This window comes from Pseudonocardia sp. Ae505_Ps2 (assembly GCF_001932425.1).
In the GTDB taxonomy this organism is placed as follows: domain Bacteria; phylum Actinomycetota; class Actinomycetes; order Mycobacteriales; family Pseudonocardiaceae; genus Pseudonocardia.
In genome coordinates, this window is record NZ_MCIP01000001.1 from 2008905 (window position 1) to 2022964 (window position 14060).

General features: G+C 75.4%; 18 protein-coding genes. 6 read left to right on the forward strand and 12 right to left on the reverse strand.

Annotated features, from left to right (window positions below; translation table 11 throughout):
* The coding region (locus Ae505Ps2_RS33275) for a transposase family protein (protein WP_249265245.1) at window positions 1-313 on the forward strand (313 nt) is incomplete at its 5' end.
* A 112-nt stretch (window positions 314-425) separates the two neighbouring features.
* On the opposite strand, the gene Ae505Ps2_RS09530 is transcribed toward Ae505Ps2_RS33275, so the two are convergent.
* From Ae505Ps2_RS09530 to Ae505Ps2_RS09540, 3 genes are all read right to left on the reverse strand, one after another.
* The gene (locus Ae505Ps2_RS09530; protein WP_075308734.1) at window positions 426-1172 is read right to left on the reverse strand and encodes a response regulator transcription factor; all 747 of its coding nucleotides are present in this window, start codon (window positions 1170-1172) and stop codon (window positions 426-428) included.
* A gap of 317 nt (window positions 1173-1489) precedes the next feature.
* Complete coding sequence (locus tag Ae505Ps2_RS09535) at window positions 1490-1915, reverse strand: DUF4383 domain-containing protein (RefSeq protein ID WP_075308732.1); 426 nt, start codon at window positions 1913-1915, stop codon at window positions 1490-1492.
* Between the two features lie 102 nt (window positions 1916-2017).
* On the reverse strand, window positions 2018-2905 hold the full coding sequence (locus Ae505Ps2_RS09540; RefSeq protein WP_198932116.1) for a nicotianamine synthase family protein: 888 nt from the start codon (window positions 2903-2905) through the stop codon (window positions 2018-2020).
* A 117-nt stretch (window positions 2906-3022) separates the two neighbouring features.
* On the opposite strand from Ae505Ps2_RS09540, the gene Ae505Ps2_RS09545 reads away from it, so the two are divergent.
* Genes Ae505Ps2_RS09545 through Ae505Ps2_RS09555 form a run of 3 tightly spaced genes read left to right on the forward strand, consistent with a single transcriptional unit; the run spans window position 3023 to window position 4647 of the window.
* A complete protein-coding gene (locus Ae505Ps2_RS09545; protein WP_020621476.1) occupies window positions 3023-3352 on the forward strand; it encodes an SMR family transporter in 330 nt (109 codons plus the stop codon).
* Window positions 3345-3899 carry a TetR family transcriptional regulator gene (locus Ae505Ps2_RS09550; RefSeq protein WP_075308730.1) on the forward strand — a complete coding sequence of 185 codons (555 nt, stop codon included), beginning with the start codon at window positions 3345-3347 and terminating at the stop codon, window positions 3897-3899. The genes Ae505Ps2_RS09545 and Ae505Ps2_RS09550 overlap by 8 nt, the downstream gene beginning before the upstream one ends.
* Before the next feature lie 28 nt (window positions 3900-3927).
* The gene (locus Ae505Ps2_RS09555; protein WP_075553568.1) at window positions 3928-4647 is read left to right on the forward strand and encodes a metal-dependent transcriptional regulator; all 720 of its coding nucleotides are present in this window, start codon (window positions 3928-3930) and stop codon (window positions 4645-4647) included.
* A 64-nt stretch (window positions 4648-4711) separates the two neighbouring features.
* On the opposite strand, the gene Ae505Ps2_RS09560 is transcribed toward Ae505Ps2_RS09555, so the two are convergent.
* From Ae505Ps2_RS09560 to Ae505Ps2_RS09590, 9 genes are all read right to left on the reverse strand, one after another.
* Window positions 4712-5257, reverse strand: a complete 546-nt coding sequence (locus tag Ae505Ps2_RS09560) for a DNA starvation/stationary phase protection protein (RefSeq protein ID WP_020621473.1) — start codon at window positions 5255-5257, stop codon at window positions 4712-4714.
* A 34-nt stretch (window positions 5258-5291) separates the two neighbouring features.
* Entirely contained in the window at window positions 5292-5441 is a 150-nt protein-coding gene (locus Ae505Ps2_RS31880; protein ID WP_158071438.1) for a hypothetical protein, read from the reverse strand.
* Between the two features lie 62 nt (window positions 5442-5503).
* Window positions 5504-5866 (reverse strand): STAS domain-containing protein, encoded by a 363-nt coding sequence (locus tag Ae505Ps2_RS09565; RefSeq protein ID WP_020621471.1) that lies wholly within the window; start codon window positions 5864-5866, stop codon window positions 5504-5506.
* On the reverse strand, window positions 5863-6993 hold the full coding sequence (locus Ae505Ps2_RS09570; RefSeq protein WP_020621470.1) for a cobalamin-dependent protein: 1131 nt from the start codon (window positions 6991-6993) through the stop codon (window positions 5863-5865). The genes Ae505Ps2_RS09565 and Ae505Ps2_RS09570 overlap by 4 nt, the downstream gene beginning before the upstream one ends.
* The gene (locus tag Ae505Ps2_RS09575; protein ID WP_349289824.1) at window positions 6990-8201 is read right to left on the reverse strand and encodes a SpoIIE family protein phosphatase; all 1212 of its coding nucleotides are present in this window, start codon (window positions 8199-8201) and stop codon (window positions 6990-6992) included. Before Ae505Ps2_RS09575 ends, Ae505Ps2_RS09570 begins: the two co-directional genes overlap by 4 nt.
* A 237-nt stretch (window positions 8202-8438) precedes the next feature.
* The gene (locus Ae505Ps2_RS34205; protein WP_337819616.1) at window positions 8439-8639 is read right to left on the reverse strand and encodes a hypothetical protein; all 201 of its coding nucleotides are present in this window, start codon (window positions 8637-8639) and stop codon (window positions 8439-8441) included.
* Window positions 8640-8798: 159 nt separating this feature from the next.
* Window positions 8799-9953, reverse strand: a complete 1155-nt coding sequence (locus Ae505Ps2_RS09580; protein ID WP_075308723.1) for an AI-2E family transporter — start codon at window positions 9951-9953, stop codon at window positions 8799-8801.
* Window positions 9954-9999: 46 nt separating this feature from the next.
* Entirely contained in the window at window positions 10000-11544 is a 1545-nt protein-coding gene (locus Ae505Ps2_RS09585) for a HAMP domain-containing histidine kinase (protein ID WP_075553569.1), read from the reverse strand.
* Window positions 11541-12245, reverse strand: a complete 705-nt coding sequence (locus tag Ae505Ps2_RS09590; RefSeq protein WP_043276796.1) for a response regulator transcription factor — start codon at window positions 12243-12245, stop codon at window positions 11541-11543. The genes Ae505Ps2_RS09585 and Ae505Ps2_RS09590 overlap by 4 nt, the downstream gene beginning before the upstream one ends.
* Window positions 12246-12381: 136 nt before the next feature.
* On the opposite strand from Ae505Ps2_RS09590, the gene Ae505Ps2_RS09595 reads away from it, so the two are divergent.
* Window positions 12382-12882, forward strand: a complete 501-nt coding sequence (locus Ae505Ps2_RS09595) for a CvpA family protein (protein ID WP_075553570.1) — start codon at window positions 12382-12384, stop codon at window positions 12880-12882.
* Between the two features lie 86 nt (window positions 12883-12968).
* Entirely contained in the window at window positions 12969-13658 is a 690-nt protein-coding gene (locus Ae505Ps2_RS31885) for a hypothetical protein (protein WP_075553571.1), read from the forward strand.
* Window positions 13659-14060: the final 402 nt, after the last annotated feature.

Sequence of the window (14060 nt, forward strand, 5' to 3'; positions counted from 1 at the left end):
CCCCGGGCTGCTCGAGGGCCTGGCCGCGTTCACCGACGACACCCACGCCGCGCTGGGCGATCTGGGCTACGAAGGCGAAGCCGACCGGCTCACCGTGCCCATCAAACTCGCCCCCGGCCGCGGGCAGACGGTCAACCAGCGCACCGTCAACACCCTGCACTCAGCCCTTCGTGCTCTGGCCGAACGCGGAAACGCCCTGCTCAAGACCACCTTCGCCGCGTTGCGGCGAGTCACGCTATGTCCCTGGCGCACCGGCGCGATCACCGCAGCTGCGCTCGTACTACTCCACACCGAGTACGACCGCACGACATGATCAACCCGCTACTGAGAACACCTCAGTGGCAGTCGATCCAGTGGCAGTCGGTCCAGCGGCAGTCGGTCCAGCGGCAGTCGGTCCAGCACGGACCGCATCCTGCCGCGCACGCTCACCCGCCGCGGCCCGACACCGGGACGACGCCCGGCAGCGCGGCGTCCGGTCCGGCGTCGCCGATCTTGTACCCGGCGCCGCGCACGGTCAGCACGAGGACGGGCCGGTCCGGGTCGAGCTCGACCTTGCGCCGCAGCCGTCGCACGTGGACGTCCAGCAGCCGGGTGTCGCCGTGGTACTCGTAGCCCCACACCCGCGACAGCAGCTCGTCGCGGGTCACGATCCGCCCGCCCGCCGCGGCGAGCTCGGCGAACAGCCGGAACTCGGTGCGGGTCAGGTGCACCGGGACGCCGTCGCGGAGCACGGTGCCCTCGTCCGGGCGCAGCTCCACGTCCCCGACGGTGATCCGGCGTGGTGCCGCCGGTGCCGGACGCCGGCGACGCAGCAGCGCCCGGATGCGGGCGGCCAGCTCCCCGGCCACCAGCGGCTTGGTCACGTAGTCGTCGGCGCCCGCCTCCAGCCCGGCGATGACGTCGGCGGAGTCCGAGCGCGCGGTCACCATGATGATGGGCAGGTCACCGGTCTCCCGCAGCCGCCGGCAGACCGTGAGGCCGTCGATGCCGGGCAACATGAGGTCCAGCAGCACCACGTCGACGTCCGGCCGGGCGGCACTGACCAGGGCCTGCTCGCCGGTGTGCACCGCCTCGACGTCGACGCCCTCGTCGCCCAGGGCGAGACCGAGGGCACGCCCGATCCGGACGTCGTCGTCGACCAGCAGCACCCGGGTCCGGCCGTGTTCGCTCATGATGACGGCGATTCCACCGGATCCGGGCCGGTCCCGTCGACTCGGGCGCCGGGCCGGAGACGATCGTCAGGCGATCGCAAGCCGGACGGGTGCGTGACGGCGGCGCCGCAGCGCCAGCAGGTCTGCGGCGGCCCGCCGTCGCCGGTGGGGGAGGGCATCGCCCCGCAGTCCGTGCATAGCCGGTCCAGCCAGCACACCGGGTCGCCGACCTCGGCCTCGTGGCCGTGGTCGGGGTGTCGTCCGGTGACCGGGGTCCCGGCGGACGGTGTGTCGGACACACCGCCATCGGACCACGGGGGTCACGCCCCGTCCAGGTATCAGGCCGCGGCGGCTCCGCGGCGGGGCGGGCGCACCACGGGGCGGCCACGCAGCAGCGTCGCGCAACCGATCATCGCGACGGCGACGACCACCAGGGCCGCACCCACGACGTCCGGGGCGACGGCGGCGCTCAGCAGCGCGATGACGCCGCCGGCCGCGAGCAGCACCCGCGACGCGACACGGGAGCGCGCGCAGACCAGTCCGGCCAGCCCGGTGGCCAGGTGCAGAACGTTCTGCAGCACCGACACCGGCAGCAGCCCGGCGAGCACCGCGGTGCCGCCACCGGGCAGCACGGCGAGTTCGCCCGAGGTCACTCCCGGGACGAATCCCAGGGCTCCGACCAGCAGGAACGCCACGGCGAACGCCGCCGCGACCGGCTGTACCGGGGTGAAGGGCCGGGAGAACCCGCCCGTCGTGCGCATCATCGACCCGACCTCCTCGGTCCGTCGTCCTCCGGCGCGCCGCTGCGCCCTGTCGGACGGCGGTTGCCCGGCCGGACCCGCTCCCAACCCCGGGAGCGACGCACCTCACGTGGCGGCGCGGGCCACCAGGACGGAGTTGACGACGTCGGTGCGCGGGTGCACCTCGAGGAGCACGTCGAGCGCGGGCAGGTCGGCCGGGACGATCTCGGGGTAGAGCAGCGTCCGCAGCCCCGCGGCGGACCGGACGAGCAGGGTCGCGTCCGGGCCGGTCGCCGTGACCAGCCGGGCGGTGATCGCGGCCTTGGCATCGGCGTCGGCACCGACGAGTGCCCCGACGAGCACGAGGTCGGCCCGGCCCAGCTCGTCGGCGAGGGCGGGGGACAGCCGCGGATCGTCGAGGTCGGCGACCAGACTGCGGACCCGCCCGTCGGTCCCGAGGGCGGCGGCGACCGCGTCCCCCGCGGCGGCGGCAGCCCGGTCCCGGTCGACGTGCAGCACCTGCGCGTCGTGCTCGGTGGCCAGCACCAGACCGGTCAGGGGCAGCGGCCCCGACCCGAGCACGACGACGCGGCGCGGCGCCGGCAGGCCGACGGCGGTCAGCGCGGCGAGCTCCAGCCGGACGAGGTCGTGATAGTTGCCCAGGTAGGGGAACCGTTCCAGCTCGGCCCGGGCGTCGGGGGCGGCGGCGATCCGGTTCGCCCAGTGGCTCTCCATGTGGCCCTCGCCGGTCGCGGCGAGGGTCCGCAGGGCGTCCAAGTGCGGGGCGACCCGCGCCAGGACGCCCTCGGTACAGCCCGCGGGCGGAAAACAACAGAGCCCGACGAGCTCGCCGAACGCGTCGTCGGTGTCCGGGGCGGGCCGCAGGTCGGTGCGCTCCAGTCGTCGTCGCAGGGCCACGAGGCGGGACGCGACGTCGGCGACGGAGCCGTCGTCGCGCGGACGGCGGGGTGCGGGGAAACCGGGCGCGGTCGTCCGACTGCTCTGCGTGGTCACGATGATCCACCGTAAGCCAATGACAATCATGTCGGGCTCGTTCGTCCGGGTGGCAGAAAACCTGAGCGATCGCTCTACAATGTGGCCGGTAACGGACGGATGGGGAGGAGCCCGGCGATGTGGGGATGGCTCGCGCTCGCGATCGGCGCCGAGGTCACCGGAACGGTGGCGCTGCGGTTCTCGCAGGGTTTCAGCAGGCTGGTGCCGTCGATGATCACGGTGGTCGGCTACGGGCTGGCGTTCTGGTCGCTGTCCCAGGCGCTCGGCCGCGGGATGTCGCTCGGGGTCGCCTACGGCACCTGGGCCGCGGCGGGGGTGGCGCTCGTCGCCCTGATCGGGGTGTTCTTCCTCGGTGAGTCGCTGACCTGGGTCCAGCTCGGCGGGATCGGGCTGGTGATCGCCGGGGTGCTCGCCCTGGAGCTGGGTGGTGCGACCTCGCATGCCTGATCCGGCGGGACCGGACACCCCCGGGGGCGACGGCCGCCGCCGTCGGGGGGACCGGCGCCGTCGCGAGCTGGTCGAGGCCACGCTGCGGCTGGTCGGCGCGGGTGGGGTCGCCGCGGTCAGCCAGCGGGCGGTCGCGGCGGAGGCGGGGGTGCCGCCCAGCGCGGTCTTCTACTACCACCCCAGCGTCGACGCGCTGCTGGTCGCGACCCTCACCGCGGTGAACGACCGCTGGATCGCCCGGCTCGACGCGGTCACGACCCCCGACGACCTCGTCGCGCTCGTCGAGGACTGCGCCCGTCAGGAGCGGGTCACCGCGATCGCCGAGTACGAGCTGTTCCTGTTGGCCGCGCGGCGCCCGGACCTGCGCGGAGAGCTGGACCGCTGGGACGCCGCGCTCGACGCGGCCGCCGCCCGGCTCCTCCCCGACGACGCCGACCGGCGCGCCCTGCTGGCCGCCGCGGTCAACGGGCTGACCCTCGGCGGGGCGCTCGGCTCGCCGGTCGACGCCGGTCTGCTGGCCCGGCTCTGCGCGGCCGGAACCGCCTGAGTCCCCCGCGCCGGGATACCGTGGTGGCATGAGCGCCGAGCGCCTCTCGGAGTCCGTGGAGAACTACCTGAAGACCATCTTCCTGCTCTCGGAGCGGTGGGAGGGGTCGGTCGGGGTCTCCGCGCTGGCCGAGCGGCTGCAGGTCTCGTCGCCGTCGGCGTCGGGGATGGTGCGCAAGCTCGTCGACGCCGGGCTGGTCGACCACGCCCGCTACGCCGGGATCACCCTCACCCCGGCCGGGCGGGCCTCCGCGCTGGCCGTGGTGCGCAGGCACCGGCTGCTGGAGATGTTCCTGGTCACCGAGCTGGACCTGGCGTGGGACGAGGTCCACGAGGAGGCGGAGGCGCTCGAGCACGCGGTCTCCGACCGGTTGCTCGACCGGATCGACAGCCGGCTCGGGCATCCCCGGTTCGACCCGCACGGCGATCCCATCCCGGCGAGCGACGGCACGATGCCGGTGGTCCACGCCCGCCGGCTGCCGGACCTGCGCTACGGCGAGGGCGGCACCCTGGTCCGCGTCGACGACACCGACCCCGAGGTGCTCCGCTTCCTCGACGCGCACGACGTGCGCCTCGGCGACCGGGTCGACCTGCTGACCCGCAAGCCCTTCGAAGGGCCGTTCGTGGTGCGGCTGCGCCGTGACCGCGAACAGACCTGTCCCGCACCGGCCGAGGTCGAGCACGAGTGGGGCCCGCCGCTGGCGATGGCCCTGTGGGTGGGCGCCGTCGAGGGGGCCGGCTCGGGCTGAGCACGACGGAGGCCCGGCCCCGCACGACGGCGGGACCGGGCCTCGGGATCGAGCGGCGGGAAGGTCAGCGCGCGGCGTCGGCCGCGCCCGCCTCACCGTTGCTGCCCTGCGTGTTCAGCGAACCGTCGGCGTTCTCCAGGTGCGCCCGGACGAACCACTGGTACTGCTCCAGCTCGCCCGCCTGGGCGATGAGCATGTCCTCGGTCACCGGGTCGAGCGCGCCGACCTTCTCGATCTGGGTGCGGTGGTCGGAGATGACCCCGGTGTAGACGACGTCGAGCGCGCCGAGGTGGGCGATCGCCTGGTCGCGGCCGATCGAGTAGTCGTCCCAGGTGCGGTCCCTGACCAGAGCGCCGGGGGTGCCGTTCGGCGAGCCGCCGAGGGTCGCGATGCGCTCGGCGACGTCGTCGACGAACCCGCGGACCGCGTCCACCTGCGGGTCGAGCATCTCGTGCACCGCGATGAAGTTCGGGCCGATCACGTTCCAGTGCACGTGCTTGAGCGTGAGCTGGAGGTCGTTCAGGGCGTGCAGGCGGTGCTGCAGGATGTCGACGACCTGCTCGGCGTCGCCGCGCTCGAGGCCGGGGACGGTGTAACGGATCGTGGCCATGGTCTGTGCAGTCCTTCCGTAACGGGTGCGTTGCTCAGGACGCCGCAGTGCGGGGGTCGTCGTCCTCGACGGGCTGGGCGGCGAGATGGACGCCGTCGCCGTCGGGGGTCTCGTCGACCGGGGTGTCGCTCTGCTCGGTCGGGACCGGGTTCTCGTCGTGCTGGTCCTTCTCCGGCGTCGTCATGACAGGCGGGTACCCGGTCGGCGGGATTTCATGTCCGCCGTCGCCACGCCGGCCGAGGCGGCTCAGGTGTCGAGCTTCTGCTCCCGCGCCGACCCGCCGGCGCCGGTGAGGTGCTCCAGGGTGCTGGTGACGCGCAGCAGCCGCTCCAGCGCACCGGAGCGGTTGTCCAGGTGCAGCGCGACCCCCGCGGCGTGGGTCCGCCTGCGGACCATCAGCAGCGACGACAGGCCGTAGGAGTCGCAGTACTCGATCCCGGCGCAGTCGATCCGCAGTTCGCGGATACCGGGCCGCTCGTCCAGCAGGGCGGCGACGGCGTCGGCCAGGGCGTCGGAGGTGGCGTAGTCGAGGTCACCGTCCGGCGCGACCGTCACGACGTCGGGCGCGGGGCTGGTCCAGGTGAGGGACAGCTCTCGCGGGGCGCTCATGCGGGCCTTCCGGTTCGGTGCAGGGTCACGGCGTCGGGGTCTGTGTCGGTGCCGGAGCCCTCGGTGACGGCGACGGTCGGGACGGGGGAGCCCGGGCCGCGGGTGAGCGCCGCGGACGCGGCCGCGTGCCGCAGCAGCGCCGCCGCCCGGGTGAAGTCGCGCAGCTCGTCGCCGAGCAGGTCCAGGACCGGGCGCAGGACGGCCACCGGGACCGACCGGGCCTCGAGCACCTCGGCGGTCCAGCCGAGGAACTGCTCGAACAGTTCGGCGTCGCCGGTGTAGAGGGCGACGGCGAGGAAGTCGACCACGTGCCGGACGTCCTCGGCGGTGTGCCGGCGCTGGTCGTCGTCGTAGTCGGCCATCGCCGGGACACGCTCGGGCAGGCGGTCCAGCACCGCGGCGACCAGCCGCGGCGCACCACGGGTGACCAGCGTGTACTCCTGGTCGGACAGGTGCGGCAGGTCGTCGAGCGGCTGGGCGTGCGGGTGCGCCGGGGCGGGCAGCCCGTCGGCGAGGGTCCGTGCGGCGGCCCGTGCGTCCGGGGCCCAGGCGTCGGCGCCGAGCAGCCGGGCGTAGCGGCCGTCCGGCCCGAACGCCCCGCCACCGACGATCACCGGGACGCCTGCGGCCTGGCAGGCCGTGATGGTGGCGTGCGCGGTCGGCAGCCGGGTCGCGATCGACGACGACAGCGCCACCGCGTCCGGGCCGGTGCGGTGCAGGTGGGTGACCAGGTGCGCCGCGGGGACCTGCGCACCCAGGTAGTCGACACTGAACCCGCGCAGCCGCAGCACCTCGGCCAGCAGCCGGGCGGGCAGCGCGTGCCACTCGCCGTCGACGCAGGCGACGGTGATCCGGCCCAGGTCGCCGCGGCGACGCCCGCTGGACAGCGCCAGGGTGCTGATCACACGCTCGTTGATCGCGGTCGCGGCGTGCTCCTGGGCCACGGAGATGCGGTTGGCCGCCCACTCGCGCCCCACCCGCCGCTGTACCGCGCCGATCACCTCGAGCAGCACCGTCTCGGCCTCCAGGCCGTCGCGCAGCGCGTCCACGACGACGTCGACCGCGGTGTACTCGTCGCTGCGCAGCACCGCGTCCCACAGCAGGTCGGTGTAGCGCCCGGCCGTCATGCGGTGTACCTGCCCCGGCTCGAACCACCCACCGCGGTGAGGTGCCGGCCGCGCGGCGCGGTGACCGCGAGGAGGGCCATGTCGTCGTGGGCGTTGCGCCCCACCCACTCGGTGGCGAGCATCTGCACCCGCTCGACGACGGCCTCGGCCGGCATCCCGGCGCACTCGGCCGCCGCGCGACGCAGGCGCTCCTCGCCGAACTGCTCGCGGCCCAGCGGGCCGCCCTGGGCCTCGGTGATGCCGTCGGTGTACAGCAGACAGGTCTCGCCGGGCGCGAGCCGGGTCTCCCACGTCGACGCGTGGACCTCGGGCAGCGCCCCGATCAGCGTGCCGAGCGTCGCCGCGTCCTCGACGCGGCCGTCGGCGCGGATGATCATCGGCGGCGGGTGGCCCGCGCAGGTCAGGCGCAGCCGGACGTCCGCCCCGGCGCGCGACACCGACGCCAGCACCAGCGTCACGAAACGGGCGTGGTCGTCGGACAGCAGCGCGTTGTTGAGCAGGCGCAGCAGCCGCAGGTGGTCGTCGGCCATCGGCAGCAGCGCGTGCACCGCGCTGCGGATCTTGCCGGTGAGCACGGCGGCCTCCAGGCCCTTGCCGCACACGTCCCCCAGCACGGCGAGGGTCTCCTCGGCCCCGTCCACGCCGGAGTGCACGTCGTAGAAGTCCCCGCCGACCCGCTCGGAGTCCTGCGCCGGCCGGTAGCCGCCGGCGTACTCGACGCCGCAGACGTGCTGCAGCGACGGCGGCAGCAGCTCGCGCATGAGGACCTCGGTGATCGAGGCCTGCTGGGCGAACATGCGGGCCGCGGACATCGCGAGTCCCGACCGGGCGGCGAACTCGCGGGCGGTCGCCTCCTCGCCCTCGCTGAACGGCCCGGTGTCGGCGCGGCGCAGGAGCACGATGGCGCCGGCCGGGATGCCGTGCCCCGGCAGCGGGGTGACGACGATCGAGCCGACGTCGCCGAACCCCTCCGGTGTCACCCAGGCGGGAGCGACGGCGGGGTCGATCCAGCGCGAGGGCACCGGCGGGTAGCCCTGCAGTGCCTCGGCCAGGCCGGGGACCTCGTCCGGGTCGACGTGCAGCATCCGGTGCCGCAGCGGGCCGCCGCCGACGGCGTCGACGACCTCGAACTGCCCGCGGGTGCCCGGGGTCATCACGAGCGCCCCGTCGGCCAGCCGGGTCACGGCGAGCTGGGCGGTGACCTCCATGCAGCGACGGAGGTTCAGCGAGCCCAGCAGCGCGGCCGAGGCCTCGGACAGGAACGCGGCGCGGGCCTGCTCCAGGTGCAGCTCGTCGCGGATCGACCGGACGTCGGTGACGTCGAACAGCCACCAGGTGACCGAGCCGTCCTCGTGCCGGACGGGCTGTGCCTCCAGCGCGCGGCCGTCGACGACGTCGGAGAACGCCCGGGGGACGCTCTGGTCGCCGCCGCCCGCGGTCGCCAGCTACGGGGCGACCCGGGACACCGGGTCCCCGACGCGGACCCGGGGCAGCAGCGGGCGTGCGGCGTCGTTGGCCTGCAGCACGGTCCCGTCGGTCCCGACGGTGAGTGCGGCACAGGGGGCGTTGGTCCAGCGCCGATCGACCACGGCCGGCGCGTCCGGAAGTACGGTCGCGTCGCCGGTCGTCGGCTCCAGTTCGGTCACATCAACTCCTGGCCCGGTGCGGGCCGCTTGTCGGCGCCCGGGGAGACCCGGGACGCGGAACGGCCCCACCGTACCCCTTATCCCCCCTGCGCCCCTCCGTGGCGCGCAGCCCGCACCGGCACCCGAGTCCCGGGAGGGGCGAATCGGCAGGGGCGCAGATCAGACCGGGCCGGGGAGCGCGGCCGGTCCGGGGCCCTCGCCGCGCAGCGGCCGCGCCGACCGCGGGTCCAACGGGTCGACGGTGCCCGCGTCGCGCAGCGTCCCGTCGCCGGGCCGGCGCAGTGAGCGGACCCCGGCGTCGGCGAGGGTCACCAGCGGCACCGCGAGCAGCGCTCCGGGGACCCCGCCGACGATCAGACCGGCGCTGATCGGCAGCACCACCGCGAGCGGGTGCAGCCGCACCGACCGGCCCAGCAGCAACGGCTGCAGGATGTAGCCCTCGACGTTCTGCACGATCAGGAGCAGACCGATCACGAGCAGCGCGTCCACCCAACCGCCGGAGGCGAGCGCGACCAGCACCGCCACGATCCCGGTCACGACCGCGCCGACGGTCGGGACGAACGCGCCGAAGAAGATCAGCGTCGCCAGCGGGACGACCAGCGGGACCCCGATCAGCCACAGGCCGACCGCGGCGGTCACCGCGTCGACCGCGGCGACGACGACCGTCGCCCGGGTGTAACCGACCAGCGACGCGAACGCCCGCCGGCCCGCGACGTCGGCCCGGCGGCGCACGTGCTGCGGCACCGCACCGAGGACGAACCGCCAGATCCGCGCTCCGTCGTGGATCAGGAAGATCAGCACGAACAGCATGAGCAGGGTCTCGGCGGCCAGCTCGCCCGCGGTGCCCAGGGCGCCGATCACGTTGTTCGCCAGCGCGGCCTGGTTGCGTTGCAGCGTGTCGAGCACCGATTGGAAGACGGCCGCGAGCTGGGTGTCGTCGAGCCGGAACGGCGGGCCGGCCAGCCGGTCCCGCAGTGCGACGACGGTCTCCCCGATGCTCGCCGACAGGCTCGGCAGCCCGTCGAGGAACGCCGCGACCGCCCACCACAGCACCCCGACCGCCACCGCCAGCCCGCCCGCGACGACGACGCCCGTCGCGACGCCGCGGGGCACCAGCGGCACCCGGTTCACGACCCGGGCCACCGGCGCGAGCAGCGCGGTCAGGATCAGCGCGAGCACCACCGGTACGACGAGCACCGCGAGCTGCGCGATCAGCCACAGCACGACGGCGACGGCGGTCGCGACGAGCAGACCGCGCCAGGCCAGGCTCGACGCGGTGACCAGACCCCGGGGGATCCGCGGTTCCTCGGTCACCGCGGCCTCCTGGAGCGGGTGTCGTCGGGCTGGCGCTTGCGTGACGTCACGACGGTAGTCCGCCGCCCTCGTCCGGGCCCGTCACGGGCAGGGTGAGGACGAAGGTGGCGCCGTCGTCGTCGGGCGGGCAGGTGAGGTCGCCGCCGTGCGCGCGGGCGAGGCCGCGGGCGATCGCCAGGCCGAGCCCGGCGCCCCCGCTGTCCCGGTCGCGGGCGTCCTGCAGCCGGACGAGCCGGTCGAAGACGCGCTCGCGGTCGCCGTCGGCGATCGGGGTGCCGGTGTTGCGCACCGAGACCGAGACGGTCCCGGCCGCCGGGTCGGCCCGGGTGACGACGTCGATCCGTCCGCCGGCGGGGGTGTGCCTGCGGGCGTTGTCGAGCAGGTTGGCGAGGATGCGCGACACCGCCTGCGGGTCGGCGCGCACCGTGGCGGGCTCCCTGCGGCCGTCGACGGTCAGGCCGGGCGCGAGCACCGCGGCCCGTTCGGTCTCGGCGCGGGCGATCCCGGCGACGTCGACCTCCCGGGGCGCCACCGCGGTGCCGCCGTCGATGCGGGCGAGGTCGAGCATGTCGGTGACCAACCGCCCGGCCCGGCGCGTCTCGCCGAGCAGCAGCTCCAGGCGTCGGGCCCGCCGCGCGGGGTCGGCGTCGAGCCCGGACCGCTCCAGCGTCTCGGCGACGGCGGTGATCCCGGACAGCGGCGTCCGCAGCTCGTGCGCGGCGTCGGCGAGGAACACCCGGGTCCGCTCGGCCTCCTCCCGGGAGCGCCGCTCGGCGTCGGTGAGGGCGTCGAGCATGCCGTCCATCGCCGCGGCCGCGGTGCCGAGGTCGGTGTGCGGGCGGTCGGGCCGCAGGCGTGCGTCGCGTTCGCCGGCGGTGATCCGCCCGGCGAGCGCGGTCATCCGGTCCAGGGGACGCAGCGCGGTCCGCACGACGAACGACACCGCCCCGAGGGCGACGAGCAGGGTCAGCAGCACCGACCCGGCCAGCACCGCGCGCAGGCCGTTGCGGACCTGGGTGACGTCGGCGGCGTCGGCGACGAGCTCGACCTCCGCCCCGTCGGTGGCGTCGAGGGTCACGGTGCGGCTGCCGATGTCCGGCGGGACGGGTGGGCGCCCGCCCGGGACCGGGGCGGCCGGCACGACGGCGGGGTCGTCGGTGTGCTCGTCCCCGGCGTGGTCGGTGGTGTCGCCCCCTGTGTCGTCGCCCCCGGTGCGGTCCCCATCGGGGCCGCGGTCCCGGCGACCGCCGGGCGGCGGGGTGCCGGGTGGGCTCAGGCCGGGGTCGCCCGTGACCTTCCCGTCGGCGGTGGTCACCTTGATCCGGATCTGCTGCCCGGAGAGGCTGGTGACCAGCTCCTCCGGGGTGGCGCCCGCGGCGATCAGCTGCTGGGCCTGCACCACCCGGTCCCGCAGTTCGGAGTCCAGATCGGACTCCAGACGGGCCCCGAGCAGCACGTCGACGAGCACCACCACCAGGACCAGCAGCACCGCCACCACCCCGAGCACCGCGGCGGTGACCCGGCGGCGCAGCGACGGCGTCGCGGTGCGGGCCCGTGCTGTGGGGCGGGCCGGCGCGGCGGCGGAGCTCATGCCGGTCCGCGCAGCGAGTAGCCGAGGCCCCGCACGGTGTGCAGCAGCCGGGGACCGTGGGCCTCCAGCTTGCGACGCAGCGCCGACACGTGGACCTCGACGAGGTTGGGGTCGTAGGCGTCGTAGCCCCAGACCGACCGCAGGATCTGCGCCTTGGACACGGTGCGTCCGCGCTGCTCGGCGAGGTAGGTGAGCAGCCGCAGCTCGGTCGCGGACAGCTCCAGCACCGTCCCCCCGCGGGCGGCGACGGCGGCGTCCGGGTCGAGGACGAGGTCGCCCACCTGTACCGCGGACGGCAGCCTGCCCCGGCGACGCAGCACCGCCGCGACCCGGGCGATGAGTTCGTCGAGCGCGAACGGCTTGAGGACGTAGTCGTCGGCGCCGGCGTCGAGCCCGCGGAGCCGGTCGGCCAGCGCGTCGCGCGCGGTGAGCATGACGATCCCGGCGTCGCCGTGCCCGCGCACGACGTCGATCAGCTCGAATCCGTCGCGCCCGCCGGGGAGCATCACGTCCAGGACGACGAGGTCCGGCCGGAACGCGGCGAGCCGCTCCTCGAACGCGACGCCGTCGACGACGCCCTCGGCCACGTGCCCGGCGTCGGCCAGCGCGTCCACGACGGACTCGCGGATGGCGTCGGAGTCCTCGAGCACCAGGACCCGGGTCGTGGGGCCACGGCTGTCGTCGTCCTGGCGTGTGCTCACCGGACAAGGGTGCGCCGTGAGGCTGAGGGGGAGCTGAAGGACCCGCCGGATTCAGGTCCGTCTCAGGTGCCGCGGGCACTGTCGAGCCGGACACCGAGACGACGGGCCACCCGGCCCGCGGCACGGAGAGGAAGAGATGACCCTGCTCGACGTGATCGTCCTGATCATCGTGCTGGCCGCCGCGATCGGCGGCGTGGCCCGCGCCGGGCGCCTGCTCGGCCTCGTGGTCGGCGCCGGCCTCGGCGCCGCCTGGGGCTCGAACCTGGCCCGCTACGGGGACACCCCCGACTCGGCCTGGCTGTGGGGCCTGGCCGGGGTGATAGCAGGCCTGCTGCTGGGCTCGCTGGTCGGCGGGTTCCTCGGCGGACTGGTCAGCCGGGTGCTCGCCCGCGGCAAGCTGTCCTTCCTGGACCGCGTCGTCGGCGCCGTCACCGGCGCCGTGACCGCCCTCCTGGTGATCTGGCTGGTCTCGTGGGTGGTCCCCGCGGTCGTGAGCGCCGAGGCACTCGCCCCGGTGACGACGGTCGTGCAGTCCCAGGGCGGCAGCCGGGTCGTCGACTCGGTGTCCGAGCTGCTGCCCGCGACGACGTCCGCCGCCCGCGACGTCGTCGACGCCGCGCGGCCTCCCGCCGGCTGATCCCACCCGACTCCCAGCGGTCCGTCGTCCGGCGGTCCGCACCCGCCGCTGCCCTGATCCGGGCCCGGCACGTTCCGAGGAGAACCATGAACGACGAGAACCGCACCCCCGGCGACGACGACCGCCCCACCGACCGGCAGCCCCCGGTCCCCGCCGACGAGACCCCCACCACCCGGACCCCGACCCCGCACGTCGGCGACGACGCGCACGGGGAGGAGCCGGTGGCCGCCGCCTCCGACGCGGGTGCCCCTCCGCGACGACGCCGGTTCGCCGCCCTGCGACGCCGTTCCGCGCTGCCCGTGGTCGCGGCCGGCGTGATCGGCCTGGTCGTCGGGGCCACCGCGAGCGGGCTGATCGTCGGGACCGCGTTCGCCGGTCCGGGCGACCGCCCCGACCGGACGGCCATCGCCGCCGACGACCGTGGCCCTGGTGGCCCTGGTGGCCCTGGTGGCCCTGGTGGCCCTGGTGGGCAGGGTGGCCCCGGTGGTCCCCGTGGGGAGGGCGGCGGTCCGGGCCGCGGGCCCGACGGTGCCGGCCCGGGCGGTCCCGGCGGTCCCGGTGCCTGCGGTCCGGCCGGTGGACCGGGTCGTGACGGCGGAGCACCGCCCGCGCCGCAGGCCGGTGCTCCGGTGCCGCCCGTCCCGGCAGCACCGGGTGCCACGGCCCCGGGTCAGGGCCGCGCCCCTGCCCCCGCGGCACCCGCTGCTCCGGGCGCGCCCGCTGTTCCCTCGGCACCCGGAGCGCCCGCTGTTCCCGCGGCACCTGCCGCTCCGTGACCCCGGGCGCGCGGTGGCGCCGACCGGTGTCACCCGCACGGGAAAGGAAAGGGAGTGCTCCTCGTCGGATCGCGTCGCGCATTCGCCCCCGACGCGCTGCAGGATCCGACGAGGAGCACTCGACGGACCAACGCGCCGGAACGGGCACGGATACCCCCCTGATGCGGTGAAGACGCCGCGCCGGAGACCACCATCGGTCGTCCTCGCAGGTCAGACGGGTCGTCCCCCTGTCGTCGTGACGACAAATCCATGGGCCGTGCGAGCCACCGCGCATCGATCGCGCCGAACCGAGAGACCGGTGCCGTCCACTGCGAGCTCCCGGGACACGGAACAGGCCCGCGACGGTCGGGCTCAGGAGCCCGGCCCGCAGCCGCCGGGGTCGCCCCCGGGCCACCGCCCGTC